The organism is Burkholderia sp. AU45388 (genome assembly GCF_030481585.1).
Taxonomy (GTDB): domain Bacteria; phylum Pseudomonadota; class Gammaproteobacteria; order Burkholderiales; family Burkholderiaceae; genus Burkholderia; species Burkholderia sola.
This window is the reverse complement of sequence record NZ_JAUJPV010000001.1, coordinates 602,806-626,228: the sequence shown is the minus strand read 5'-3', so window position 1 is coordinate 626,228 and position 23,423 is coordinate 602,806. Positions and strand designations below refer to the sequence as shown.

The window sequence follows — 23,423 nt, the reverse complement described above, 5'->3', positions numbered from 1 at the left end:
AAGCATTCTTCTTGCTGAGAGAACGGTATGGACCGGTCAACTACAGAGGCGAGACGCGTCGCCGTCATCGGCATGTCGTGCCGCTTTCCCGGGGGCGCGTCGTGTGCATCGAGCTATTGGACGCTGCTGAATTCGGGCCGCACCGCGATCCGCGAAACACCGCGCGAGCGGTTCGATATCGACGCATTTTATTCATCCGATCCGCATGAACCCGGCACCACGTATTCGCGCGTGGCCGGCCACGTCGACGATCCCTTTTGCTTCGACCGCAAGCTCTTCCGCACTTCGGCGGCCGAGGCGATGGAGATGGATCCGCAGCAGCGCTGGATGCTCGAACTCGCATGGGCCGCGCTCGAAAACGCCGGCATCGCGCCGGGGCAGCTGCGCGGCAGGAACGTCGGCGTTTTCATGACGACCGGCGAAGCCGACTACGGCCGGCGCACGGTATGGTCGGGCGATCCTGAGCGAATCACCACGTATTCGAAGCTCGGCAATCTGCGCGCGATGGCGCCGGGCCGCGTCGCGCACGTGCTGGGCCTGAGCGGGCCCGCGATCTTCGTCGACACGACGTGCTCGTCGTCGCTCGTCGCGATCCATCTTGCCGCGCAGAGCCTGCAGGCTGGCGAATGCGACGTGGCGATCGCCGGCGGCGTGAACCTGATCCTCGGGCCGGAGGAAACGATCGGCGTCGCGCGCCTCCAGGCGATGTCGGCGTCCGGCCAGTGCCGTCCATTCGATGCGAACGCCGACGGCTATATTCGCGGCGAAGGCGGTGGGGCGCTCGTGATGAAGCGACTGGACGATGCGCGCTCGCACGGCGATCGTATCGATGCCGTGCTGGTGGCCTCGGCCGTCAACAGCGACGGCGCGAGCAACGGCCTCACGGCGCCCAACGGCGCGGCGCAGGAGGCTGTCATCCGTCGCGCGCTGGCTCGCGCGGGTATCCGTCCGGAAGCCGTTGCGTACGTGGAAGCGCACGGCACGGGCACCGCACTCGGCGATCCGATCGAGCTCTCCGCACTGCGCAACGTCTATGCGCGCAACGTCATGCGCGACAAACCGGTCCTGGTGGGCTCCGTCAAGTCGCAACTGGGCCATCTGGAGGGCGCGGCCGGCATGGCCGGCTTCATCAAGACAATGCTGATCCTCCGTCATCGACACGTGCCGGCGCAGGTGAACTTCGCGACGCCGAACCCGCGTTTTCAATGGGAAGGCGCGCAGCTCGAGATTCCGCGCGAAGGTATGCCGCTCGACGAAGGCGACGCGTTGGTCGGCGTGAGCGGCTTCGGCATCACCGGCACGAACGTCCATCTGATCCTTGCCGCGCCGGACGCGACACCCGATACCGCCGCGCAAGTCGCGCGGGAACGCGTGCTGACGCTGTCCGGACGATCGCCGGAGGCACGCCGGCGCGCCGCCTCCGCATGGCGCGCGTGGCTCGCGGACACGCGCACGTCGCTGCGCGATGCGTGCCATACGTCGAGCGTGCGGCGCGATCACTTCGATCATCGCGTCGCGGTGGTCGGTTCGACCAGGGAGGAACTGGTCGCGGCGCTCGACGCGTTTCTCGCGGCGGATCCGACCGGGCAATGGCATGCGGGCGAGCAACCGGCGCAACGCCGCGTGGCGTTTCTGATTCCCGGCCAAGGGGCGTGGCAGCCCGGCATCGGGGCGAATCTGTACGCCGGGAACGGTTTGTTCCGCAAGCATGCGGATGCGTGCATCGGCCAGCTCGACGCCGGGACGGCGCGCGAGGTTATCGACGCGATCCACGGCCGTACCGCTGACGCGGTGCGCCATCATCCGGGCCAGCTCGCGCATTTCATCGTGTGTTACGCGCTGGCTCGTACATGGACGGACCTCGGCGTGCGGCCCGACCTGCTGATCGGGCATTCGCTCGGCGAGCATGTGGCGGCCGTGATCGGCGGCGTGATGTCGCTCGGCGACGGTCTCAAGGCCGTGGAGGCGCGTGGCCGGCTGTTCGACACGGCGACGCCTACCGGCGCAATGCTCGCGGTCGCCGCCGGCGCCGACGAGCTGGCCGCACGCTTCACGTTCGGCACGGACCTGTTCGTGGCCGGCATCAACGGGCCCGGGCAAACCGTCGTGAGCGGGACGAAGGCCGCAGTCGCCCAGGTTCAGGACGCGATGATCGCGGCCGGCAGGCGCGTGTCGCTGCTCAAGACCTACGACACGCCGGGCCATTCGCCGATGTTGCGGTCGATGCGCGACGCGTTTCGTCGCGCGCTCGAACCGCTGAAATTTGCGTCGCCGTCGATTCCGATCGTTTCCACGCTCACCGGCGAACGCGCGACGGACGCGATCGCCGAGGTCGAGCACTGGCTCGATCTCGTGGAGCAGCCGGTGCGCTTTCACGATGCGCTGGTCGCCGCATCCGACGGCAAGACGCTGTTCGTCGAAGTGGGGCCCGGTGCGGCGCTTGCCAAGCTCGCGCGCGCGGTCGCCGGCGGCGATTGGCAATGCGCGATCTCGTCGCTCGCCGACGGGCCGGAAGGCGACGATGAAACGGAATCGACCGGCTTTGCGCACGGCTGCGCGCGTCTTTACAGCGTCGGGCAGAAGATCGCGTGGAGCCGCCTGTATGGCAACGCGCCGCGGCCGGCCGAAGCGCCGGGCTATCCGTTCGAGGCCGAGCGCTTCGAGTTGCCGTTCCCGTCTCGCGCGGCTGCGGGCTCGGCGTCGCGCCCGCAGCGGCACGACGTCGTGGCGAACGACGCACGCGGGCCAGCGGCGCCGCAAGCGTCCGGCGTCGGCGATGCGATTGCTCGTGCGAATACGGGGCAGGTGCTTGCGACGTTGCGTGCCATGGCGGCGGCTGTCGCAGCCGATAACGTCACCCTCGCGGACGGCGTTTCGCTCGTCGGTCAGGGCCTGGATTCGCTGGCGTTGACCGAACTGCGCGTGCGCCTTCAACAGCAATTCGGCCGGATGCCGCCGGTTTCGATGCTCGCGCGCGGCGCGTCGCTGTCGTCGCTTGCAGCGTGGCTGGTCGCGTCGCACGACCACGCGCCGGATACGGAAATCCGAGCGCACATTGCGCAGCCGGAGCCCGCCGAGGCGGACGAGCGCGAGCTCGTCGTCACGCTGCGTACGGGCGCCGGGCCGCTCGTCGCGCTCGTGCATCCGGTCGGCGGAAACGTGCTCTGCTATCAGGATCTGGCCGCCGTGTGGCCCGGCGATCCGACGATCGTCGCGGTCCGCCATCCGTATGCGGACCCGGGGCGCGCACCGACGTATCTTTCGATCGGGCAACTGGCGTCGCGCTATCGTGCGGCGCTGCTCGCGGCGCACGGCAAGCTGCCGGCCCTGCTGGGCGGTTGGTCGTTCGGTGGCATCGTCGCGCACGAGATGGCTGCGCAGTGGGAAGCGCAGGGGCTTGCCGCGCCGCCGTTGATGATCGTCGACAGCCCGTTCCACGACGGCGAATTCGCGATGCGGCTGCGCGAGCTCGATGGCGAATTTTCGGCCGTGGAGGTCACGCAGGTCGTCGAATCATGGCTCGCCGATCCGCGCTTCGATGCGATGCTCGATCGCGACTTTTACCTCGGCGACGTACGGCGGCGGGCGGACCCCGCGATGTTCGCGCATATCGCACGGCTGCACGCGGCCAGTGCGCTGGCGCTCGCGCGTCACCGGCCGCAACAGGTGCACACGCGCATTGCGTACGCGCTTGCGGCGCGCACGCCGGGCAACCCGTCGGGCGCGCAGGCGACGGAGAGCTTGCGGCTGCTCACGCACGGCGACATCACGGTGAGCGTGTTCGACGACGATCACAACTCGATCGTGCGCGAGCCCTCGGCGCGGCGCGTCGCGGATTGCTTCGGCGGCGGCGCCGGCACCGCGGATGGGGTGGCCGACTCGCTCGCACGGGCGGCGTCCACCTAGCGTGTGCCGGCTTCAACCCTTCCACTCATACGAGGCCCGGTCCGTGCCGCGCCTTTCTTTCTCAATCCCACAGTAGGAGATCGATGCCATGAGCGACCAACTTCAAGCTGCAAACGTGAGCGGATCCCCCGCGACCGCACAGACCATTCTCGCGTGGATCCAGGAGTGGGCTGAAGCGAACAATCTCCAGGTACCGACCGATCTCGACCAGACCTTCGCCGACGCGGGATTCGATTCCATGCATTCGGTCGAACTCGCGTTCTTCCTCGAAGAGCGGCTCAAGATCAAGATCGACGACACGGTGCTCTACGATTACCCGACCTTCATGTCGCTGGCCGAACACCTCGTGTCGCTGGGCGGACAGGACGCCGCCGCCGACACGGCGCCCGGCGAAAGCGCGAGCGCGGGTAACTGGTAACGGCGTGCGCCGGCTGCGATCGGTCGGTCGCCCGGCGCCTTATCGATCTTCACCGGAGTACGGAAGATGGCGGACATCACTCGCGCGGACAACAGGATTTCGCGCGTCGTCGGTTGCGGCTCGGCGCTTCCCGAGCAGCGGATGACGAATCATGACATCGCGCGCTTGGTGGACACGTCGGACGAGTGGATCACGCAGCGCACCGGTATCAAGGAGCGTCGTATCGCGGCGAGCGGCGAGCATACGTCCGATTTCGCGATCGGCGCGGCCAAGGCCGCGCTGAAACAGGCCGGCCTCGGTGGCGCCGACGTCGATCTGATCGTGCTCGCGACCTGCACGCCCGATCGCACGATGCCCGCGACGGCCGTGCGTGTCCAGCAGGCAATCGGCATGCAGCGCGGCGCGGCGTTCGACGTGCAGGCCGTTTGTTCGGGCTTCGTCTACGCACTGTCGGTCGCCGACAACATGATCCGGCTCGGGCAGGTGCGCACCGCGCTCGTGATCGGCGCGGAGACGATGTCGCGCATCGTGGACTGGCAGGATCGCAACACCTGCGTGCTGTTCGGTGACGGCGCGGGCGCGGTGGCGCTGCGCGGCGAGCGGCGCGACGGCGACGCGCCGCGCGGCGTTCTCACCACGCATCTGCACTCCGACGGCCGGTATCACGACAAGATTCACACGGACGGTGGCGTATCGTCGACGCAGGGCGCCGGCAAGATGCATCTGGAAGGGCGCGACGTGTTCCTGCATGCCGTCGTCAACCTCGCCGAAGCGTCGGAGGAAGCGCTCGCGTCGCAAGGCTTGACCCAGGACGATGTCGACTGGATCGTGCCGCATCAGGCGAATCAGCGCATCGTGCAGACGCTCGGCGTCAAATTGAATCTGCCGATGGAGAAAGTCGTGCTCACCGTCGGCAAGCACGGGAATACGTCGGCCGCGTCCATTCCGCTGGCGCTGAGCGACGCCGTGTCCGACGGACGGATAAAGGAGAACGACCTGATTCTGACGCCGGCGATGGGATCGGGTTTTACGTGGGGTTCGGCGTTGATCCGGTGGTAGATAGCGGTCCGCTTTCACATTGGAATCGTGTGACCTGCCCGAACCTGCCGGCGCGTTGCGCATGGGGCGGGCAGGGCGGCCGCCATGCCTGTCTACGCGAGGGGGCTGCGCTGGCGGCTCGCAATGAAACCATCGACGTCGGCTGCGCACAGCGGTTCGCCAAGGTAGAAGCCCTGGCCCTCGACACCGGGCAGCGTGCTGGCCCATTCGAGTTGCTCTGCCGTCTCGATGCCGGTAATCACGATCTGCTTGCCATGACCTTTTGCAAGATGCACCAGGGTTTCGAGCACACGTGTGGATTCGCCGTTCTGCAGCACGTCGCGGATCAGCGAGCGATCGAACTTGACGATGTCCACAGGCAATTGCTGCAGCAGCGTCAACGAGTTGAAGCCGGCGCCGAAGTCGTCGAGCGCGACACGCACGCCAATCGCCTGCACCGCGTGGATGGCTTCTACCAGCCAGTCGAGCCGGGCCGGCGGCACGACGTCGGTCAGTTCGATCTCGAAACGGTACGGATCGATTCCGTGCGATTTCAGCAGCGTAGCCAGTTGATCGGGAAAATCCGTATGTCCGAGTTCCAGCGGCGACAAATTGATCGCAAGCGCCAATTCGTCGTATCCGGCCGCCCTCCACTGCGCGAGCGTGCGCGTCGCGTGCCGGGTGAGAAGGTCGGTGAACCGTGCGGCAAGGAACGAGTCCTCGATCACGCTGAGGAACGACACCGGTTCCAGTACGCCGCGCTCGGGATGTCGCCAGCGCATCAGACACTCGAAGCCGGACAGCCGGTATGCCTGCAACGAGAATTTCGGCTGCAGCAGGAAAAAGAATTCGTCCTGACGAAGTCCCCGTTCGGCATCGTTCAATGGATGGTTTGACGCAAATGTGCTGTTTGTGAACATTTATGCAGGCCGATGGAGGCGATGGCTTCGTCGTTTGATCGACCAATTCTATGGAGCGGGACTGAAATTTTCAATATCGAAAAGTGATCAAATGTAAATTTGTTTAACGGAATTGATGTCGAATGCGTGATCTTTGTCTGGTATATGTTTTATGGTCGGCATGGCGGCCTTTGTGAATTTTTTTGATCTGAAACGTGATGGGTTTTTTGGTGTCGGGGTGAGGAGGTAAGCTTTGGATCGCAATATTGATCGGCATAAAAAGCCGTGGTTGGATGCCAAAAATGTTGATTTCCATTTCAACTTCAATTGAAATCAATTTCAATTAATATCCAAATGTAATACAATTGGCTAACTGAGAGTGGTTCTTTATTTGTCTGGCGATTTATCTTAAAGTAATGATATCGGGTTGGTATGATTGTTGGTTTATTAAACTAAGGCATCTATAAAAAAACAAATTAATTCAATTAAAATTTTCTTGTATCGTTTTATGTATTAGGGTCGGGGGATCTGTGACGTTTGATTCGGTCGTTTCAAATGTTGCCCAATGCGATATTGATGGAGCATCATCTGATTGACATGTTCGGAAGATTGATTGGGCCGCGACGGCCCCGTTCATGTGACGAGGGCGGGCAGGTGCCCGAGCATGCGCTGTCGAACCTTGCAATCGAGTGGGTAGGGCTGACGTTGGCGCTCATGCTGATTTGCCTGATCTTGACGGAGACACACGCATTGCAGCGTGTCGACGAGGTCTTTTTCGGGCCAGCGATGCCCGGCCGCTTGGGTATCGCCGCTGAACTGCTGTTCAACGAGCTGATCGTTGCAGCGGTTTGCACGCTGCTTTACAGGCTCGGTCCTTCCGCCGGCTTGTGCGCGGCGATGGGGATGTCGAGCGCGATTGCGGCGACCGCCTTCGCCATCTTCACCTGGCAAGGCCGGATCATGCCGCCCACGACCGGCATGTCGATCTGCGTACTCGCTTACCTGCTATGGTCGTGGCGACGTCTGGAAGCCTTGTTGCGCTTCACTGCGCTGCTGACGAACCGGATGACGGCCGAACCCGTGCTGCATGCGAAGCCTGTCCGGGCCGGGCATTGCATGGATCCGGTTCAGCGGCAGTTGAATCGCGTTGCGATGCTGGACACGCAAGTGCGCCGGTATCGCGCGCTGAGCGACGCGTGGGTCGACAGTCTGCCGGAGGCGACGCTGATCGCGTCGGCTACCGGAATCGTGCTGCTCGCGAACGCGCGCGTGATGTCCTTGTGCGCGGATCGCGATGCGCATTCGCGGGCGGGGAACTCGCCGGTAGGACGCGCGGTTTCGGACGTGCTGTTCCAGATCACGGGGTCGCACCGGGCCAACGAGTTTGCCGCGCAGGCGCTGGCGTCGCTCGATCACTGGCCGGATGGCGACGCGCTATCGGCACGAACGAAATCCCAGTTCGATCAAGGCATCGAGATAGCCAATGCGCGCGACGGTCTGTCGTTGTTGATCAAGTGCGCGCTGATCCGTCCATCGTTTTATGGCGAGGGCGCGCTGGTGTTCCATGTCGCGGATGTCTCGTCGGTACGGATGGCCGAGCGGCAGCGGGACATGGCGCTGCGCTTCCTGTCGCACGACATGCGATCGCCGCAGGCCTCCATCCTCGCGCTGGTTTCCCAGATGCAGCGCGACCCGTCGCGGTATACGCCGCAGCGATTTGCGGAACTGGTGTCGCAGTATGCGACGCGTGCGCTCAGCCTGTCCGACGATTTCCTGTTCCTGGCCAAGGCCGAGAACCTACCGCCGAAGCTCGCCGAAGTCGATCCTGCGCTGGTGCTGGGGGATGCCGTGGACGATCTGCTGCCGCAGGCAAGCGCGAAATTCACGACGGTCAATCTGACGGCGGAGCCGGGGCTCAGCACGATCGCCGACGTGCAGTTGCTGCGACGCGCGTTCGTCAATCTGATCGGCAATGCGATCAAGTTCGGGCGGGAAGCGTCGATGGTCGACGTCGAGTTGTCCGCCACGGATCGGCACGTGAAGATCGCCGTCACCGATTACGGAACGGGCATATCCGAACGGGATCAGGAAAAGCTGTTCCGGGAATTCACGCAGCTGGACGGGCATGCGTCGATGTCCGGGCATGGGCTCGGCCTGGCATTCGTGAAGACGGTGGTGGATTCGCTCGGCGGAAAGCTGCAGGTCCGATCGAAGCTCGGCGAAGGGACGACGTTCCTGATGTTTCTGTCGAGGCACGACCATGATGCCGCGTTGGGAAACTGATCGCGGTGCGGCTGTGTTCCGGCGTCGCGCGAACGGAAAACGGGATGGGCGCCGCCGGCCGATCGTCGCGACGCCCAGAACGCGATGAAGCCATACCCAGGCGCGGCATGCGATGCACTGCGCCGTCCCGCGGGCAACGCTCCCTACGATATGCGACGCGTGCTCACGCCCGATCCTCGGCCAGCACCCGGGTGTCGCAAGGGGCGTCGATCGTCGCCTTGGTCTGATCCAGCCGATAGCCGAGCGTATAGATCGCCGACAGTCGCAAGCCGTTTTCGATGCCGAGCTTCAGCTTTTGCCGGATCCGGTAGATATGCGTATCGAGCGAACGCGATTCCGTGCCCAATTCGCGCCCCCACGCCGTCGTTGCGAGCAGCTCCCGCGACATGATCTTGCCGAGGTTCTGAAACAGGCACGTGACGAGCTGGAATTCCTTGGTCGTCAGTTCGATCTTGCTGTCGCGCAGCCGGACCGCGCGTTCCACCGGATCCAGCACGTACTCGCCCGCGCGGATCGGCTCGTCGCGCTTCACGTTGCGCGCGACGCGGCGCAACAGCGCGTTGACGCGTGCCGCGAGCTCCTCCGCGCGAAACGGCTTGGTCAGATAGTCGTCGGCACCCGCCTCCAGCGCTCTGACGACATCGAGTTCCTGGATCCGGCTGGTCAGGAACAGCACGCCGTATTCGATGTCGGCGCGCGTGCGAATCCAGTTCAGCACTTCGATTCCGGTCATGCTGGGCAAGTGCCAGTCGAGCACGACCGCGTCGACGGACTGGGATCGCAGGAACCGCAACGCCTGTTCGCCGTCGACGACGACCTTGATCGTGTGACGGTACGGAGCCAGCGCGCTCTGGACTTCCTCGGCCTGAACGGGATCATCCTCTACCACCAGTATGCGCATCATGCACCCCGACTAACGTGATCAGCCTGTCGACCGGCGCCTGCAAAATATCGGGCGGCGAGCAGGCAAACGTTTGCTTTTTGGTCCGTCTGGAACAACGGTTAGGGAATATAAAGCATCAGGAATGGATGCGATTGTGACATTTTGTGAATTCGTCGGACAAATTTCATCGGAGGTAAAAAGAGACGAAACGTGTTTTATTTCGCGAATTTTTTACTTGCCAGGCAGGTGCTTTTTGGGGCGGCAAGCGCGGCTTGGGGCCATCGGACGGAAACCGACCCGCGCGATCGCCTGGCTGTTTCGCCGAGTGACGGCGGCGATGGAAAACTGTATGAATATACAGTATAGTATCCGTCGAACTCGCGCCGCACAGGTCCAGCCCTTGCGGCTCGTGCGCCGCGCCTGCGGGCATCCGCCGCAGCGTTCCGGCACCGTGAATTCCGGCTAACTCATTCAGACGGGCAGGCAAATTGTCATCCAGCAATCTGATCCGCATTCGCGGAGCACGTCAGCACAACCTCAAGAATCTCGATCTCGACCTGCGCACCGGCGAAATGACGGTCGTCACCGGCCCGTCGGGCTCCGGCAAATCGAGTCTCGTGTTCGACACGCTGTACGCGGAAGGCCAGCGGCGCTACGTCGAAACCTTCAGCGCGTATGCGCGGCAGTTCCTCGACCGCATGGATCGCCCGCAGGTCGAGCGCGTCGACGGCGTGCCGCCCGCGATCGCGATCGACCAGACCAACCCGGTCCGCAGTTCGCGCTCGACCGTGGGCACGATGACCGAGCTGAACGATCACCTGAAGCTGCTGTACGCGCGCGCGGCCGAGCTGTTCGACCGCAAGACCGCGCGGCAGGTGCGGCACGACACGCCTGAAACGATCTACGCGGAACTCGTCGCGCGCACGCAGGCGGCCGATCCGCGCGTCGTCGTCACGTTCCCGGTCGAATTGCCGGAAGCGGTGTCCGACGAGGAAATCGCGCAGTGGCTGTCGGCAAGCGGCTACACGCGCGTGCAGGCGCAGCGCGAAGTCGCGTCGTCCACCGGGCCGCGCAAGGTGCTCGACGTGGTGGCCGACCGCTTCCGCGTGCAGCAGGCCGACAAGGTGCGGGTGGTGGAGGCGATCGAGGCGTCGCTGAAGCGCGGCGGTGGCCGTGTGAACGTGTACGTGCTGGCGCCGGAAGCGGAAAACGCGACGGCGGAGCCGTCGATCTGGCGCTTCTCCACCGGGCTCCACGATCCCGACAGCGATCTGCGCTACGCGGAGCCGCAAGCGGCGCTGTTCTCGTTCAACTCGGCGTACGGCGCGTGCGAAACCTGCCGCGGCTTCGGCCGCGTGATCGGCGTCGATCTCGGCCTCGTGATTCCCGACGCGCGCAAGACGCTGCGCGGCGGCGCGATCAAGCCGATGCAAACTCCCGCATGGAAAGAGTGTCAGGACGACCTGATGCGCTACGCGGCGAAGGCCGGCATCCGGCGCGACGTGGCGTGGTCCGAGTTGACGGATGCCGAGCGCGACTGGGTCGTCAACGGCTCGCCGGACTGGAACGGCAAGTGGCAGAGCCAGTGGTACGGCGTGAAGCGCTTCTTCGGCTATCTCGAATCGAAGGCGTACAAGATGCACATCCGCGTGCTGCTGTCGAAATACCGCAGCTACACGCCGTGCGACGTGTGCGGCGGTGCGCGCCTGAAGACGGAATCGCTGCAATGGCGGCTCGGCTCGAAAGAGAATGCCGACGGCGTGCTCGCGCCGGCCGCTCGCTTCATGCCGCGCGGGGTCGACTGGAGCCGCGCGCAGCTCGAAGCGCTGCCGGGCCTGACGGTGCACGACCTGATGCTGCTGCCGATCGAGCGCATCCGGCGTTTCTTCGACGAAATCGTGCTGCCGAGCGCGCTGCTCGACGATGCATTGAAGCTGTTGCTCGCCGAAGTGCGCACGCGCCTGAAATACCTGTGCGACGTCGGGCTCGGCTACCTGACGCTCGATCGCCAGAGCCGCACGCTGTCGGGCGGCGAGGTGCAGCGGATCAACCTGACGACCGCGCTCGGCACGTCGCTCACGAAAACCCTGTTCGTGCTCGACGAGCCGAGCATCGGGCTGCATCCGCGCGATCTCACGCGGATCGTCGAGGCGATGCAGCGGCTGCGCGATGCGGGCAATACGCTGGTCGTCGTTGAGCACGATCCGTCGGTGATGCTCGCGGCCGATCGATTGATCGACATGGGGCCCGGCCCGGGCGAGCGCGGCGGCACGATCGTGTACGACGGCACGCCCGGCGACATCCGCTCGACGCACACGCTGACGGGCGAGTATCTCGGCGGCCGCAAGCAGGTCGCGCATGCGTCGAACTGGGCGCGTCGCCCGGTCGACGCGAACACGCCGCGCATCGTGCTCGAAGGCGCGACCGAGCACAACCTGCGCGACGTGACGGTCGAGATTCCGCTGCAGCGGCTCGTCTGCGTGACGGGTGTGTCCGGCTCCGGCAAATCCACACTGCTGCAGGACGTGCTGTATCCGGCGATGGCGCGGCACCACGGCAAGGCGACCGAATCGCCGGGCGCGTACCGCAGCCTGACGGGTGCCGACCAGGTCGGCGACGTCGTGTTCGTCGACCAGTCGCCGATCGGCAAGACCACGCGCTCGAACCCGGCGAGCTACGTCGGCGCGTTCGACGAAATCCGCAAGCTGTTCGCGAAGGCGCCGCTCGCGTTGCAGCGCGGCTACGGCGCGGGCACGTTCAGCTTCAATTCGGGCGACGGCCGTTGCCCGACCTGCGGCGGCTCGGGCTTCGAACATATCGAAATGCAGTTCCTGAGCGACGTCTACCTGCGTTGCCCGGACTGCGACGGCAGTCGCTATCGTGCCGAAATCCTCGAAGTGCGCATCGAGCGCGACGGCCGCGCGCTGAACGTCGCCGACGTGCTCGATCTCACCGTCAGCGAAGCGGCCGCGTTCTTCGCGGCCGATGCCGAGGTGCTGCGCGTGCTGCAGCCGATCGTCGACGTCGGCCTCGAATACGTGAAGCTCGGCCAGCCGGTGCCGACGCTGTCGGGCGGCGAAGCGCAGCGCCTGAAGCTCGCCGGCTTCCTCGCCGAATCGGCGGCGGTGGCCAACGGGCGCCGGGTCGCGACGGAAGAGGCGCGCATCGCACGCACGAAGCTGTTCATGTTCGACGAACCGACCACCGGGCTGCACTTCGACGACATCGCGAAGCTGATGCAGGCGTTCGGCAAGCTGCTCGCGGCCGGCCATTCGCTGATCGTGATCGAGCACAACCTCGACGTGATCCGCGCGGCCGACTGGCTGGTCGATCTCGGCCCGGAAGGCGGCGACGGCGGCGGCCTCGTGCTGTGCGCGGGCACGCCCGACGACGTGAAGGCCTGCGTCGAATCGCATACCGGCGTGGCGCTGTTGCAGTACGACCGCGAGATGGACGGCGAAGCCGTGCGCGCCGACGAAGGCGTGCCGCTGCAGGCCGTGCTGAATGCGGCGCGCGCGCGCCGTGCGGTCGAAGGCGAGGACGTCGTGCGGATCGTCAACGCGCGCGAGCACAACCTGAAGGCGCTCGACGTCAACATCCCGCACGGCAAGTTCAACGTGATCACCGGCGTGTCGGGGTCCGGCAAGTCGACGCTCGCGTTCGACATCCTGTTCCACGAAGGCCAGCGCCGCTACCTCGAATCGCTGAACGCATATGCGCGCTCGATCGTGCAACCGGCCGGCCGCCCCGAGGTAGACGCGGTGTACGGCATTCCGCCGACCGTTGCGATCGAGCAGCGGCTGTCGCGCGGCGGACGCAAGAGCACGGTCGCGACCACGTCCGAGGTGTGGCACTTCCTGCGGCTGCTGTACGTGAAGCTCGGCCTGCAGCACTGCATCCACGACGGCACGCCGGTCACGTCGCAGTCCGTCGAATCGATCGCCGCGCAACTGCTGCGCGATCATCGCGGCGAACACGTCGGGCTGCTCGCGCCGCTCGTCGTCAATCGCAAGGGCGTGTATACGGATCTCGCGAAGTGGGCGAAGGCGCGCGGCAGCACGCATCTGCGCGTCGACGGCGAATTCGTCACGGTCGATCCGTGGCCGAAGCTCGACCGCTTCCGCGAGCACACGATCGAATTGCCGGTGGCCGATATCGTCGTGTCGCCCGACAACGAGGCCGAGTTGCGGCGCGGGCTCGACGAGACGCTCGAACTCGGCAAGGGCGTGATGCATCTGCTCGCGCCGCTCGACGGGCTGCATCACGCGATGCAGAACGATCGTTCGACCGCGCAGGTCGGCGCGGTCAAGGTGCTGTCGGTCAAGCGCGCGTGCCCGGTATGCGGCACGAGCTATCCGGAGCTCGATCCGCGGATGTTCTCGTACAACAGCAAGCACGGCTGGTGCACGACCTGCGTCGGCACCGGCGTCACGCTCACGCGCGAGCAGCGCGCCGCATACGACGACACGGTGCTCGCCGGCGACGATCGCGGCCGCGAGCAAACCTTGCCGTCGGACGAGCAGGAACCGGAAGGCGTCGGCAACGAGCCGTGTCCGGATTGCCACGGCACGCGGCTGAACCCGTCCGCGCGCGCGGTCACGTTCGACGCGCATCCGATCGTCGAGGTCGCGCAGTGGACGGTGTCGGACACGCGCCGCTGGATCGACGCGCTCGAACTCACCGGGCGCGACGCGCAGATCGCGCGCGACATCGTCAGCGAGATCGGCAGCCGCCTCGCGTTTCTCGAGGAAGTCGGCCTCGGCTACCTGAGCCTCGATCGCGCGGCGCCGAGCCTGTCGGGCGGCGAAGCGCAGCGGATCCGGCTGGCCGCGCAGCTCGGCAGCAACCTGCAGGGCGTGTGCTACGTGCTCGACGAGCCGACGATCGGCCTGCATCCGCGCGACAACCAGATCCTGCTCGACGCGTTGCGCAAGCTCGGCGACAAGGGCAATACGCTGGTCGTCGTCGAGCATGACGAGGACACGATCCGCCGCGCGGATCACATCATCGACGTCGGCCCGGGCGCCGGCAAGCGCGGCGGCACGCTGGTCGCGCAAGGCGCGGTCGCCGATCTCGCCGCGCAGCCGGATTCGGTGACGGGGCGTCTGCTCGCGCAGCCGATGCTGCATCCGCTGCAGCCGCGCCGCAGCGTGAGCCTGCCGGGCAAGAAGGGCGGTGAAGCCGTGCCGGAAGCGTGGCTGACCGTGCATGGCGCGAGGCTGCACAACCTGCGCGACGTCACGGTCGGCATTCCGCTCGCGCGGCTCGTCGCGGTGACGGGTGTCAGCGGTTCGGGCAAGTCGACGCTCGCGCGCGACGTGCTGATGACGAACCTGCTCGACGCGGTCGGCCGCTCGGTGCTGTCGTCGCCGGCCACGCGGCGCGCGCGCAAGGCCGCGCAGCAGGACGCGCCGGCCACCAATCGCCGCTCGAGCGTGCTCGCGCGCAGCGCACCGCGGCCGTCGCTGAACGTCACGCATGCGTGGCAGGGCTGCGAGTCGCTGAGCGGCTGGGAGCAGATCGACCGTGTGCTCGAAGTCGATCAGACGCCGATCGGCAAGACGCCGCGTTCGTGCCCGGCGACCTATATCGGCGTGTGGGACACGATCCGCAAGCTGTTCGCCGATACGCTCGAAGCGCGCGCCCGCGGCTATACGGCGTCGCGTTTCTCGTTCAATACCGGCGACGGGCGTTGCCCGGCCTGCGAAGGGCAGGGGGTGCGCACGATCGGCATGAGCTTCCTGCCCGACGTGAAGGTGCCGTGCGACGTGTGCCACGGGCAGCGCTTCAATCCGGAAACGCTCGCCGTCACGTGGCGCGGCCGGAACATCGGCGACGTGCTGACGATGGAGATCGACGAGGCGGTGGAATTCTTCGCGCCGATCTCGAACATCGCGCATCCGCTGCAACTGATGAAGGACGTCGGGCTCGGCTACCTGACGCTCGGCCAGCCGTCGCCGACGCTGTCCGGCGGCGAGGCGCAGCGCATCAAGCTCGTCACCGAGCTGACGAAGGTGCGCGACGACATCACGCGGCGCGGCCAGAAGGCGCCGCACACGCTGTACGTGCTCGACGAGCCGACGGTCGGCCTGCACATGGCCGACGTCGCGAAGCTGATTCGCGTGCTGCACCGGCTGGTCGATGCGGGGCATAGCGTCGTCGTGATCGAGCACGACCTCGACGTGATCGCGGAAGCCGACTGGATCATCGATCTCGGCCCGGAAGGCGGCGTGGGCGGCGGTACGATCGTCGCGGCGGCGCCGCCCGAAGCGCTCGCGAAGGTGAGCGCGAGCCATACCGGGCAGGCGCTGCAGCCGGTGCTGGCGCGAACGGCCGGCGAAGACGCCGAGGCGGAGCAGCAGGGCACGGCGCGGGTCGGCTGAACGCGTTGCCTCCGGCGGGCGGCCCCGGTGCATGGTGAGGGCATCGGGGCCGTTCTCGTTCGTCATTCATGTCGACGATGGCGCCGCGCTCAATTCGCGTTGACGCCGATCGCCTCGATGAGGGTCTCCAGTTGCGGGCTCATCGGCAGGTTGAGACTCAAGCCCGACGGAAGCGGGCGCAGAAACCAGCGCTTGTACTGACGCGCGATCTCGCCGTCGGCGGCCAGCTCCTGGAACGTGGTTTTCACGACCTGCGCGAGCTGCGGATCGTCCTTGCGGAACATGATGCCGTACGGGTCGTAGGATAGAAAATCGCCCACCACGTCGTACTGGCCGCCCTTGCTCGCATTCTCTGCAATCAGGCCGTACAGCAGCACGTCGTCCGTCGCGAATGCGTCGGCGCTGCCGTTCGCGACGAGCGCGAAGCCCTGTGCATGATCGGGCACCACCTGTAGCTGGATCCCGAGCCTGAACCGGTCGTTCAGGTCGCGCAGCGCCTTCTCGTTGGTCGTACCGGCCGTCACTGCGACTTTCTTGCCCGCGAGATCGCGGAACGAGCGGATCGGCGTGCCGCGTTTCACCATCACTTTCGTGCCGGCCACGAAGAAGATCGGCGAGAACGCCACGCGCTTCTGGCGCTCGAGGTTGCTGGTCGTGGAGCCGCACTCCAGATCGACCTTGCCGCTGACCACCGCGTCGATGCGGTTGTCGGACGTGACCGGCACCCAGCGGATCGTCAGACTCTGGTTGATCGCATCCTCGATCGACGACACGAGCGCCTTGCACAGCTCGATCGAATAGCCGATCGGCTGGTTGCGCGCGTTCAGGTACGAGAACGGGATCGACGCGTCGCGATAGCCGAGCGCGATCGTGCCGCTGCCGCGCACTTTCGCGAGCGTGCCGGTCAGTTGGGCCGGCGCGAACGGCTCGGCGCGCGGCGGCGTCGAGGGCGCATCTTCCGCGTGAGCCGTTGCGCCCGCGGCAAGCAGGCCCGCGAGCACGAGCGCACGCCAGAATCGCTGCATCTTCATCGGGGGGCCTCCGTCAGGCTTCGGTCGGATGGGCGATCGTCGCTTCCTGCTCCGCTTCGATGCGCGCCGCGTTGGCTTCGGCTTCCGCTTCCGACAGCAGTTGGCCTTCCCATTTCGCGACCACCGCGCTCGCGATCGAATTGCCCACCGCGTTCGTGGCCGAGCGGCCCATGTCGAGGAACGTGTCGACGCCGAGAATCAGCAGCAGCCCGGCCTCCGGCAGCCCGAACTGGTGCAGCGTGGCCGCGATCACGACGAGCGATGCACGCGGCACGCCGGCCATCCCTTTCGACGTGAGCATCAGCACGAGCAGCATCGTGATCTGCGTGCCGAGCGACAGGTGCATGTTGTACGCCTGCGCGATGAACAGCGACGCGAACGTGCAGTACATCATCGAGCCGTCGAGGTTGAACGAATAGCCCATCGGCATCACGAAGCTCGAGATCTTGCGCTTCACGCCGAAACGGTCGAGCGCGTCGAGGATCTTCGGGTACGCGGCTTCGGAGCTCGCCGTCGCGAACGACAGCATGAACGCTTCCTTGATCAGCACGAGCAGCTTGAACACGCGACGGCCGAGGAACAATAGTCCCGCACAGACGAGCAATGCCCAGAGCAGGAACAGGCTGAGATAGAAGTCACCCATGAACACGGCGAACTTCAGCAGTACCGACAGCCCGTTGACCGCGACGGTGGCGGCCATCGCGGCCATCACCGCGAGCGGCGCGAGCTTCATCACGTAGCCGGTGATCTTGAGCATCACGTGCGACAACTGGTCGATCGCGGCGATGAGGACCTTGCCGCGATCGCCGAGCGCGGCGAGCGCGACGCCGAAGAACATTGAGAACACGACGATCTGCAGGATTTCGTTGTTCGCCATCGCCTCGGCGAACGACTTCGGCACCATGTGGCCGACGAAATCCTTCAGCGTGAACTTGGACGTCGCGAGGTTCGCGGATGCGCCGATGTCCGGCAGCGGCAAGCCGAGATTGTCGCCGGGCCGCAGCAGGTTCGCCATCAGCAACCCGAGCAGCAGCGAGACCAGCGACGCGGTGACGAACCAGGTGATCGATTTGGCGAATACGCGCCCGACCGAGGCCGCGTCGCCCATGTGCGCGATGCCGACGACCAGCGTGGAGAAGACGAGCGGCCCGATCACCATCTTGATCAGCCGCAGGAACACGTCGGAGACGAGCGAGATGTACCCGGCGACTTCGGCGGCGGCCTTCTTGTCCGGAAAGCTCGTGAAGACCATGTAGCCGATCGCGATGCCTGCCACCATCGCGATCAGGATCCAGACGGCTGCAGCATTCTTTTTTCGCATCGTGCGCCTCCCATGCAGCGGTTTCGCAATCGAGGATGGGACGACGATACAGGACCAGAATCGCGATGAACAGTGCAACCGGGTTCGGGTTTGCGCTAGCGCCGGGTCGCGGCCGATCGGGCGATCGGCGAGGGCGCCGGTGGCGCTTCGGGCCCGAAGCTGGCGCAACCCGTTGCCGGTTTGTGCGGAGCAGCACATCGCCTGTTCGGAGGCTGCTGGATCGGGGTGCCGGGCGCCGCGTCGCCATGTTCGCCTGTCCGGTGCCCATCGACCGCGGACGCTGCGTTGCCGCGATGTTGCAGTCGTCATGTGCCCGAGGCTCGGGCACGCGCGTGCGAAATCGCCCGCCCGTGCCGCGAGCCGGACGATTCCGGCGGTCAGCGAATGGGCGCGTTCGTGCAACCACGCGCCCGGAAGCCCAAACTCAGCGCTGCCCGTACACCGTAATGGTCACGCGCCGGTCTTTCTGCAAGCACGAGATGACGGCGGGCGTTTCACCGGGCGGGCAATGCGATACCGGTTGCGACGATCCAACGCCTTCGGCCCGAATGCGTGCGGCGTCGATGCCGTGCGTCACCAGATAGCGTTTCACGGTTTCCGCTCGCGCCAGCGCCAGCGCATGGTTGCTTTCGTCCGAACCGATGCGATCGGTGTGGCCGACCACGTCGATGTTCGTCATGCTGGCTTCGGCGCGGATCTTCGCGATCGCGGCGTCCAGCTCGGCACGGCCGCCCGGCAGCATCGAATCGACGCTCGACTTCGCAAAGGGAAACAGCGCCTCGCCGCCGATCGTGAACTGTTCGAGCGGTGCGGGCCCGGCGGCGACGGACGCCGCCGGCGCTGCGTCCCGTACGAAGTCCGCGCACTGCGGATCGCGCCAGTACGTCGCGCTCACGCGCATGTTCCTGTCGAACTGTATCTGGTACTGGCAGGACACCACCGTGTCGCCGCGGCGGAAGTCGAACAAGTAGTTCCAGACATGACTGCCCACGAACCACTCGTGAAACTGAGGCGGCCCGATGAGCTCGTAGAGCTGGTCCTTGTTGAGGCCCGTACCGACGTTGCGCAGGTTCGCGACGTTCACGAACGTGCCGCCGGCGGGCGACGCGGACGCGGCGTCCGGAAACCGGGGCGGCGTGTGGGGCACCGCGCATCCCGTCATTGCGACCGCCGTCGCGACGCACGCCGCGAGCAGCCCAGCCTGTTGAGTTTTCATGGTTCGCTTGTCGTTCCGTTTCATGTTTCGCATCGCCTCGTACGCCTACCACTGATAGCCGGCGCCGACCACGGCGCCGTACGTGCCGCGCGTGTTGGTCGACACGGCCGCCTTGTAGATCCAGTGGTTGTTCTCGGAAATGGTCGAGATGCCGAGCGCCTGGCCCGACTGGCCGCGGTACACGCTGCCCGCGATCGCGACCATGCTCTTGCCGGGGCCGGACGGTTGCGGCAGGCCGGCCACGGCCATCGCCGTCGCGGTGCCGCCGTCCGCGTCGCGGCGATAGCTGTCGAGGCTGTTGCGCAAGCCCGCGACCTGGCCGTCCGTGTAGCTGTTCGCTTGCGACAGCGTGCTGCCTACGCTCGCATTCAACTGATTCACGTTCACCGCGTCGGTGCCCTGCGTGCCGGCCGCGACGTTCACGACCTGGCGCGCCGAATCCGCCGAGCCGACCGCGACCACGTTCGAGCGTCCGCCGTCGTTGCTGCCCGCGCCGAGCGCCGTCGAGTTGTTGCCCGATGCGGTCGAACCCACGCCGATCGCGGTCGAGCCATTGCCGGACGCCGTCGAGCTGTTGCCGACCGCCGTGCTGTTCGAGCCCGATGCGACCGCCCCCGACCCGCCCGCCGACGAATTCGACCCGCTCGCCCCCGGCGGCACGTTGCCGCCGGGCGGGTTCGTCGTGTACTGCCCGCCGAGGTTGGTCGTGCGCTGGTCGATCAACGTCGTCAACTGGTTCGCGACCGAATCGAGCTGCGACACGTTCACCGCGTCCGTGCCGTTCCTGCCGGCGGCCAGCCCGGTGATCTGCCGGTTGCCGACGTTCACTTCGCCGGCCGACGACTGCGGGCTGCTCAGCCCGTACGCGACGTAGTTCGTCAGCGCGCCGACCGTGGTCAGCGAACCGGCCCCCAGCGCGACGCTGTTCGCGAACGTCGCCGAGGCCCCTGCGCCGAGCGCGAGCGCATCGGTCGCGCTGCCGCGCGCGCCCGAGCCGAGCGCGACGCTGCCCACGCTGACCGCCACCGCGTTCGCCCCCTGCGCGACCGACTGCGCGCCGGTCGCGCTCGCGCCGCTGCCCAGCGCGATCGCATCGGCCTGTGCGGCACTCGCCGCCTGGCCGATCGCGATGCCGCCCGGCGCGGTCTGGTCGACGATCGCGCCGTTGCCGATGCCCACGCCGTTGTCGCCGTTGACGACCGTCGTCGGCCCGACCGCGACCGATTCCGCGCCGACGGCGAGCGAATCGCCCGCCGTCGAGTTCGCGTGGAAGTACTTCTGGCCCGTGACCGCGAACGACTGCAGCGCGCCGGTCAGCTGCCGCACCGTCACCGCGTCCTGCTGGTCGGTGCCGTCGGCGACGTTGGTGATCTGGCGGTACGTCCTGTTCGTCGCATCGCCGACCGATACCGCGCCGAGCAGCGTCTGGTCGGTGGTGTCGAACGGGATCGACGCACTGCCGTTGCGGATGATGCCGGACGTGGGCACCGTCGCGCGATCGGCGAGCGAACCGGCGCCGAGCGCGATGCTGCCGTCCACCTGCGCAATCGCGTTCGGGCCGATCGCGACGCTGTCCAGGCCGCGCGCCTGGCTGTCCGGCGCGGTGGAGTTCGCGTGGAAGTACTTGATGCCGTTCGCGTTGATGTTGTCGATCGCGGAGCCGACGTTGTTGTTGATCGTGGTCGAGCCGTCGCTGTTGTACGTCACGTAGGACGGCGCGGAGACGGTGCCGGTGGTCGGATCGTAGGTGGCGCCGCCGCCGATCGCGCCGGCCGTGCTGTTGCCGAGGTTCGTGTTGTTGGTGGTGATCGAGCTCAGGCTGGTGGACAGCGAACCGATGCCGGTCGACGTGGCCGTGGATAGCGAGGTCAGGTTGCTGTCGGTGCTGGACAGTCCGGTCGACAATGACGTGATCGTGCTGTTGGTCGAGCTCAGGCTCGTGGATAGCGAGCCGAGCCCGGTCGAAGTCGACGTGGATAACGACGTGATACTCGACGCCGTCGACGTCGACAACGCGTTGATCGCCAGATTCGACGAATAAAGCTGGCTACCGTTGATCGCGTCGGTCGAACTCGCGCTGATCCGCCCGGCCGCGACGTTCTGGATCTGCCGCGGCGCTGCGCCCGAGCCGACGCTCACCACGTCGCCGGCCGCCGGCGTGCCGCCGGCGAAGTTGTACGTGGTGCCGCCGATGACCGCGCTTGGCGTTTGCACGGCGGCCGACACCGTCGACGCGTTGCCGAGCACGACCGCGCCGTCGAGGCCGGTGGGCACCGTCACGCCGTTGCCGACGACGAACGCATTGTTCGAATTGATCGTGTTGTTGTTGCCGAGCGAATACGAGCCCGAGCCCGTGACGGTGCTCGGATCGCCGATCGCGGCGGAATTCGCGCCGCTGACGACGTTGCCCGTGCCGATGCTCAGGCTGTTCGCGCCGCTCGCCTGAGCGCCTACGCCCATCGCGATCGCATTCGTACCCGATGCGTTCGCGTTCAGACCGACCGACGTAGTCCCGCTTGCCGTGACGCCGATGCCCGCATTGGTGCCGATCGCGACGTTGTCGTTACCCGATACAAGGCTGCCCGCGGAGGCGGCCAGCGTGCCGTCGTACGTGACGGTACCGTCGCCGCTACCCAGTGCGACGTTGCGCGTGCCGGTGACGCCGGAGCCCGCGCCGCGCATCGCGCTCGCGATGCCACCGCCGATCGCGGTGTTCTGCGCGCCGCTCACGAGCGTGCCGGTCGCGACACCGACCGCGATCGAGCCGGTGTTGGCGGTCGTCGAGCCTGCGCCTGCGCCCTGGCCCGCCGCCACGGTGCCGTCGCCGGCCGCGACTGCCTGCCCGCCGATCGCGAGTGCCGTGTTGCCGCTCGCCTTCGCGCCGTTGCCGAGCGCGGTGGCGGCTGCATTCGTGGCCTGCGCGGTGGGGCCGAGCGCAACGGAGGAGGTGGCGGAAGACGTGCTGTTGGTGCCGATCGCAATCGATTGCGTGCCGCTCGCGACGGCGTGGGTCATCAACCCCATCGAGTTCGTGCCGGTGGCAGTCGACTGATAGCCGACCGCAATCGCGTTGCCGCTCGACGCGGTCGCGTTGCTGCCGAACGCGACCGCACCCGAGGCGGTCGCCTGCGCGGCGCTGCCGACCGCGGTCCCGCCCAGATTGTCTGCAACCGCGCTCTGGCCGACCGCGACCGAATTGTCACCCGATGCGGCGGACCCGGACCCGACGGCGATGGCAGCCGAGCCGGACGCGGCCGCGCCGTTGCCGCCGGCGAATGCGGCTGTGTTCGACGCGTTCGCGAAAGGGCCGACCGCAGTGCTGGCGGCGCCCGATGTCTTCGCGGCCGGTCCAATCGCGGCGGAATTGGTACCGCCCGCGGACGCCGACGTACCGAAGGCCGATGCGGCTTGAGCCGTCGCCTGCGAAAAGATGCCGACGGCCGTGCTGTTGACGCCGTTCGCCGTGACGTTCGCGCCGATCGCGATCGCCCCGCTCGTCGCCGCGGCGTTCGCCGTACAGCCGATCGCGATGCCGTTGTTCGTGTTCGCGGTCGCCGTCCCCGGGCAGTTCGTGCCGGAAACCGCCACCTGCGCCGCCGCGCCGCCGGACCACATCGCCATGCTCCCGAGCACGGCAACGGTCAGCGACTTCAGCGTGACCGACGTGCCGGTGCCGCGCGCGTCGGCCCCGGTTCCGGTTTTCCCCTTGCCGTTCGCCCGATCGAGTTCGGACACCGCGACGATTGCGCCGCGCGCCGCGTTCCACACAGTGCGGTAAGTTCTATTCATGGATTTCTGCCGGTAAGCGGCGCGCGCCATTCACGCACCGGGCCAACCCCGAATACCGGGGTGCGTGGAATGTCTGTCGAGCCGGATGAAAACTGTATTTATCGGGAAACGAGTCTTGCAATAAAACGATTTATATCGATTGATTTCGATCGCCAGGAGTGAATTGAGCCAATCGAATTTTTATACCTTTTCATGGGCATGTTTGATTAATCGAAATGGGCAAGAACCCGCTGATCCGTAGAATAAGGGAAAGGTA

The 23,423-nt window shown here is 66.3% G+C and carries 11 protein-coding genes; 5 read left to right on the top strand and 6 right to left on the bottom strand.

From position 1 onward, the window contains the following. Window positions 1-27: 27 nt before the first annotated feature. The 3 genes from QZM72_RS02825 to QZM72_RS02815 all read left to right on the top strand — a co-directional run bounded on the left by QZM72_RS02825 (window position 28) and on the right by QZM72_RS02815 (window position 5,383). Window positions 28-3,906 carry a type I polyketide synthase gene (locus QZM72_RS02825; RefSeq protein ID WP_301737089.1) on the top strand — a complete coding sequence of 1,293 codons (3,879 nt, stop codon included), beginning with the start codon at window positions 28-30 and terminating at the stop codon, window positions 3,904-3,906. 88 nt (window positions 3,907-3,994) lie between these two features. Continuing rightward, window positions 3,995-4,324: an acyl carrier protein gene (locus QZM72_RS02820; protein ID WP_301737088.1), complete on the top strand. Its 330-nt coding sequence runs from the start codon at window positions 3,995-3,997 to the stop codon at window positions 4,322-4,324. Between the two features lie 66 nt (window positions 4,325-4,390). Further along, a complete protein-coding gene (locus QZM72_RS02815) occupies window positions 4,391-5,383 on the top strand; it encodes a beta-ketoacyl-ACP synthase III (protein ID WP_301737087.1) in 993 nt (330 codons plus the stop codon). Between the two features lie 92 nt (window positions 5,384-5,475). On the opposite strand, the gene QZM72_RS02810 is transcribed toward QZM72_RS02815, so the two are convergent. Further along, the gene (locus QZM72_RS02810) at window positions 5,476-6,246 is read right to left on the bottom strand and encodes an EAL domain-containing protein (RefSeq protein ID WP_301737086.1); all 771 of its coding nucleotides are present in this window, start codon (window positions 6,244-6,246) and stop codon (window positions 5,476-5,478) included. Window positions 6,247-6,837: 591 nt separating this feature from the next. On the opposite strand from QZM72_RS02810, the gene QZM72_RS02805 reads away from it, so the two are divergent. After that, window positions 6,838-8,544, top strand: coding sequence for a HAMP domain-containing sensor histidine kinase (locus QZM72_RS02805; RefSeq protein WP_301737085.1), 1,707 nt, complete (start codon window positions 6,838-6,840; stop codon window positions 8,542-8,544). A gap of 163 nt (window positions 8,545-8,707) precedes the next feature. Here the strand turns inward: QZM72_RS02805 and QZM72_RS02800 are convergent, their stop codons facing one another. Continuing rightward, entirely contained in the window at window positions 8,708-9,448 is a 741-nt protein-coding gene (locus QZM72_RS02800; RefSeq protein WP_301737084.1) for a response regulator transcription factor, read from the bottom strand. A 467-nt stretch (window positions 9,449-9,915) separates the two neighbouring features. On the opposite strand from QZM72_RS02800, the gene uvrA reads away from it, so the two are divergent. Beyond that, window positions 9,916-15,810, top strand: coding sequence for an excinuclease ABC subunit UvrA (gene uvrA / locus QZM72_RS02795; RefSeq protein WP_301737083.1), 5,895 nt, complete (start codon window positions 9,916-9,918; stop codon window positions 15,808-15,810). A gap of 89 nt (window positions 15,811-15,899) precedes the next feature. On the opposite strand, the gene QZM72_RS02790 is transcribed toward uvrA, so the two are convergent. The 4 genes from QZM72_RS02790 to QZM72_RS02775 form a co-directional block, all read right to left on the bottom strand. Beyond that, the gene (locus QZM72_RS02790) at window positions 15,900-16,841 is read right to left on the bottom strand and encodes an amino acid ABC transporter substrate-binding protein (RefSeq protein WP_301737082.1); all 942 of its coding nucleotides are present in this window, start codon (window positions 16,839-16,841) and stop codon (window positions 15,900-15,902) included. A 13-nt stretch (window positions 16,842-16,854) separates the two neighbouring features. After that, entirely contained in the window at window positions 16,855-18,162 is a 1,308-nt protein-coding gene (locus QZM72_RS02785) for a dicarboxylate/amino acid:cation symporter (protein WP_089471487.1), read from the bottom strand. Between the two features lie 424 nt (window positions 18,163-18,586). After that, window positions 18,587-19,246 (bottom strand): OmpA family protein, encoded by a 660-nt coding sequence (locus tag QZM72_RS02780; RefSeq protein ID WP_301737081.1) that lies wholly within the window; start codon window positions 19,244-19,246, stop codon window positions 18,587-18,589. A 177-nt stretch (window positions 19,247-19,423) separates the two neighbouring features. Then, complete coding sequence (locus QZM72_RS02775) at window positions 19,424-23,197, bottom strand: YadA-like family protein (protein WP_301737080.1); 3,774 nt, start codon at window positions 23,195-23,197, stop codon at window positions 19,424-19,426. Between the last annotated feature and the right edge of the window lie 226 nt (window positions 23,198-23,423).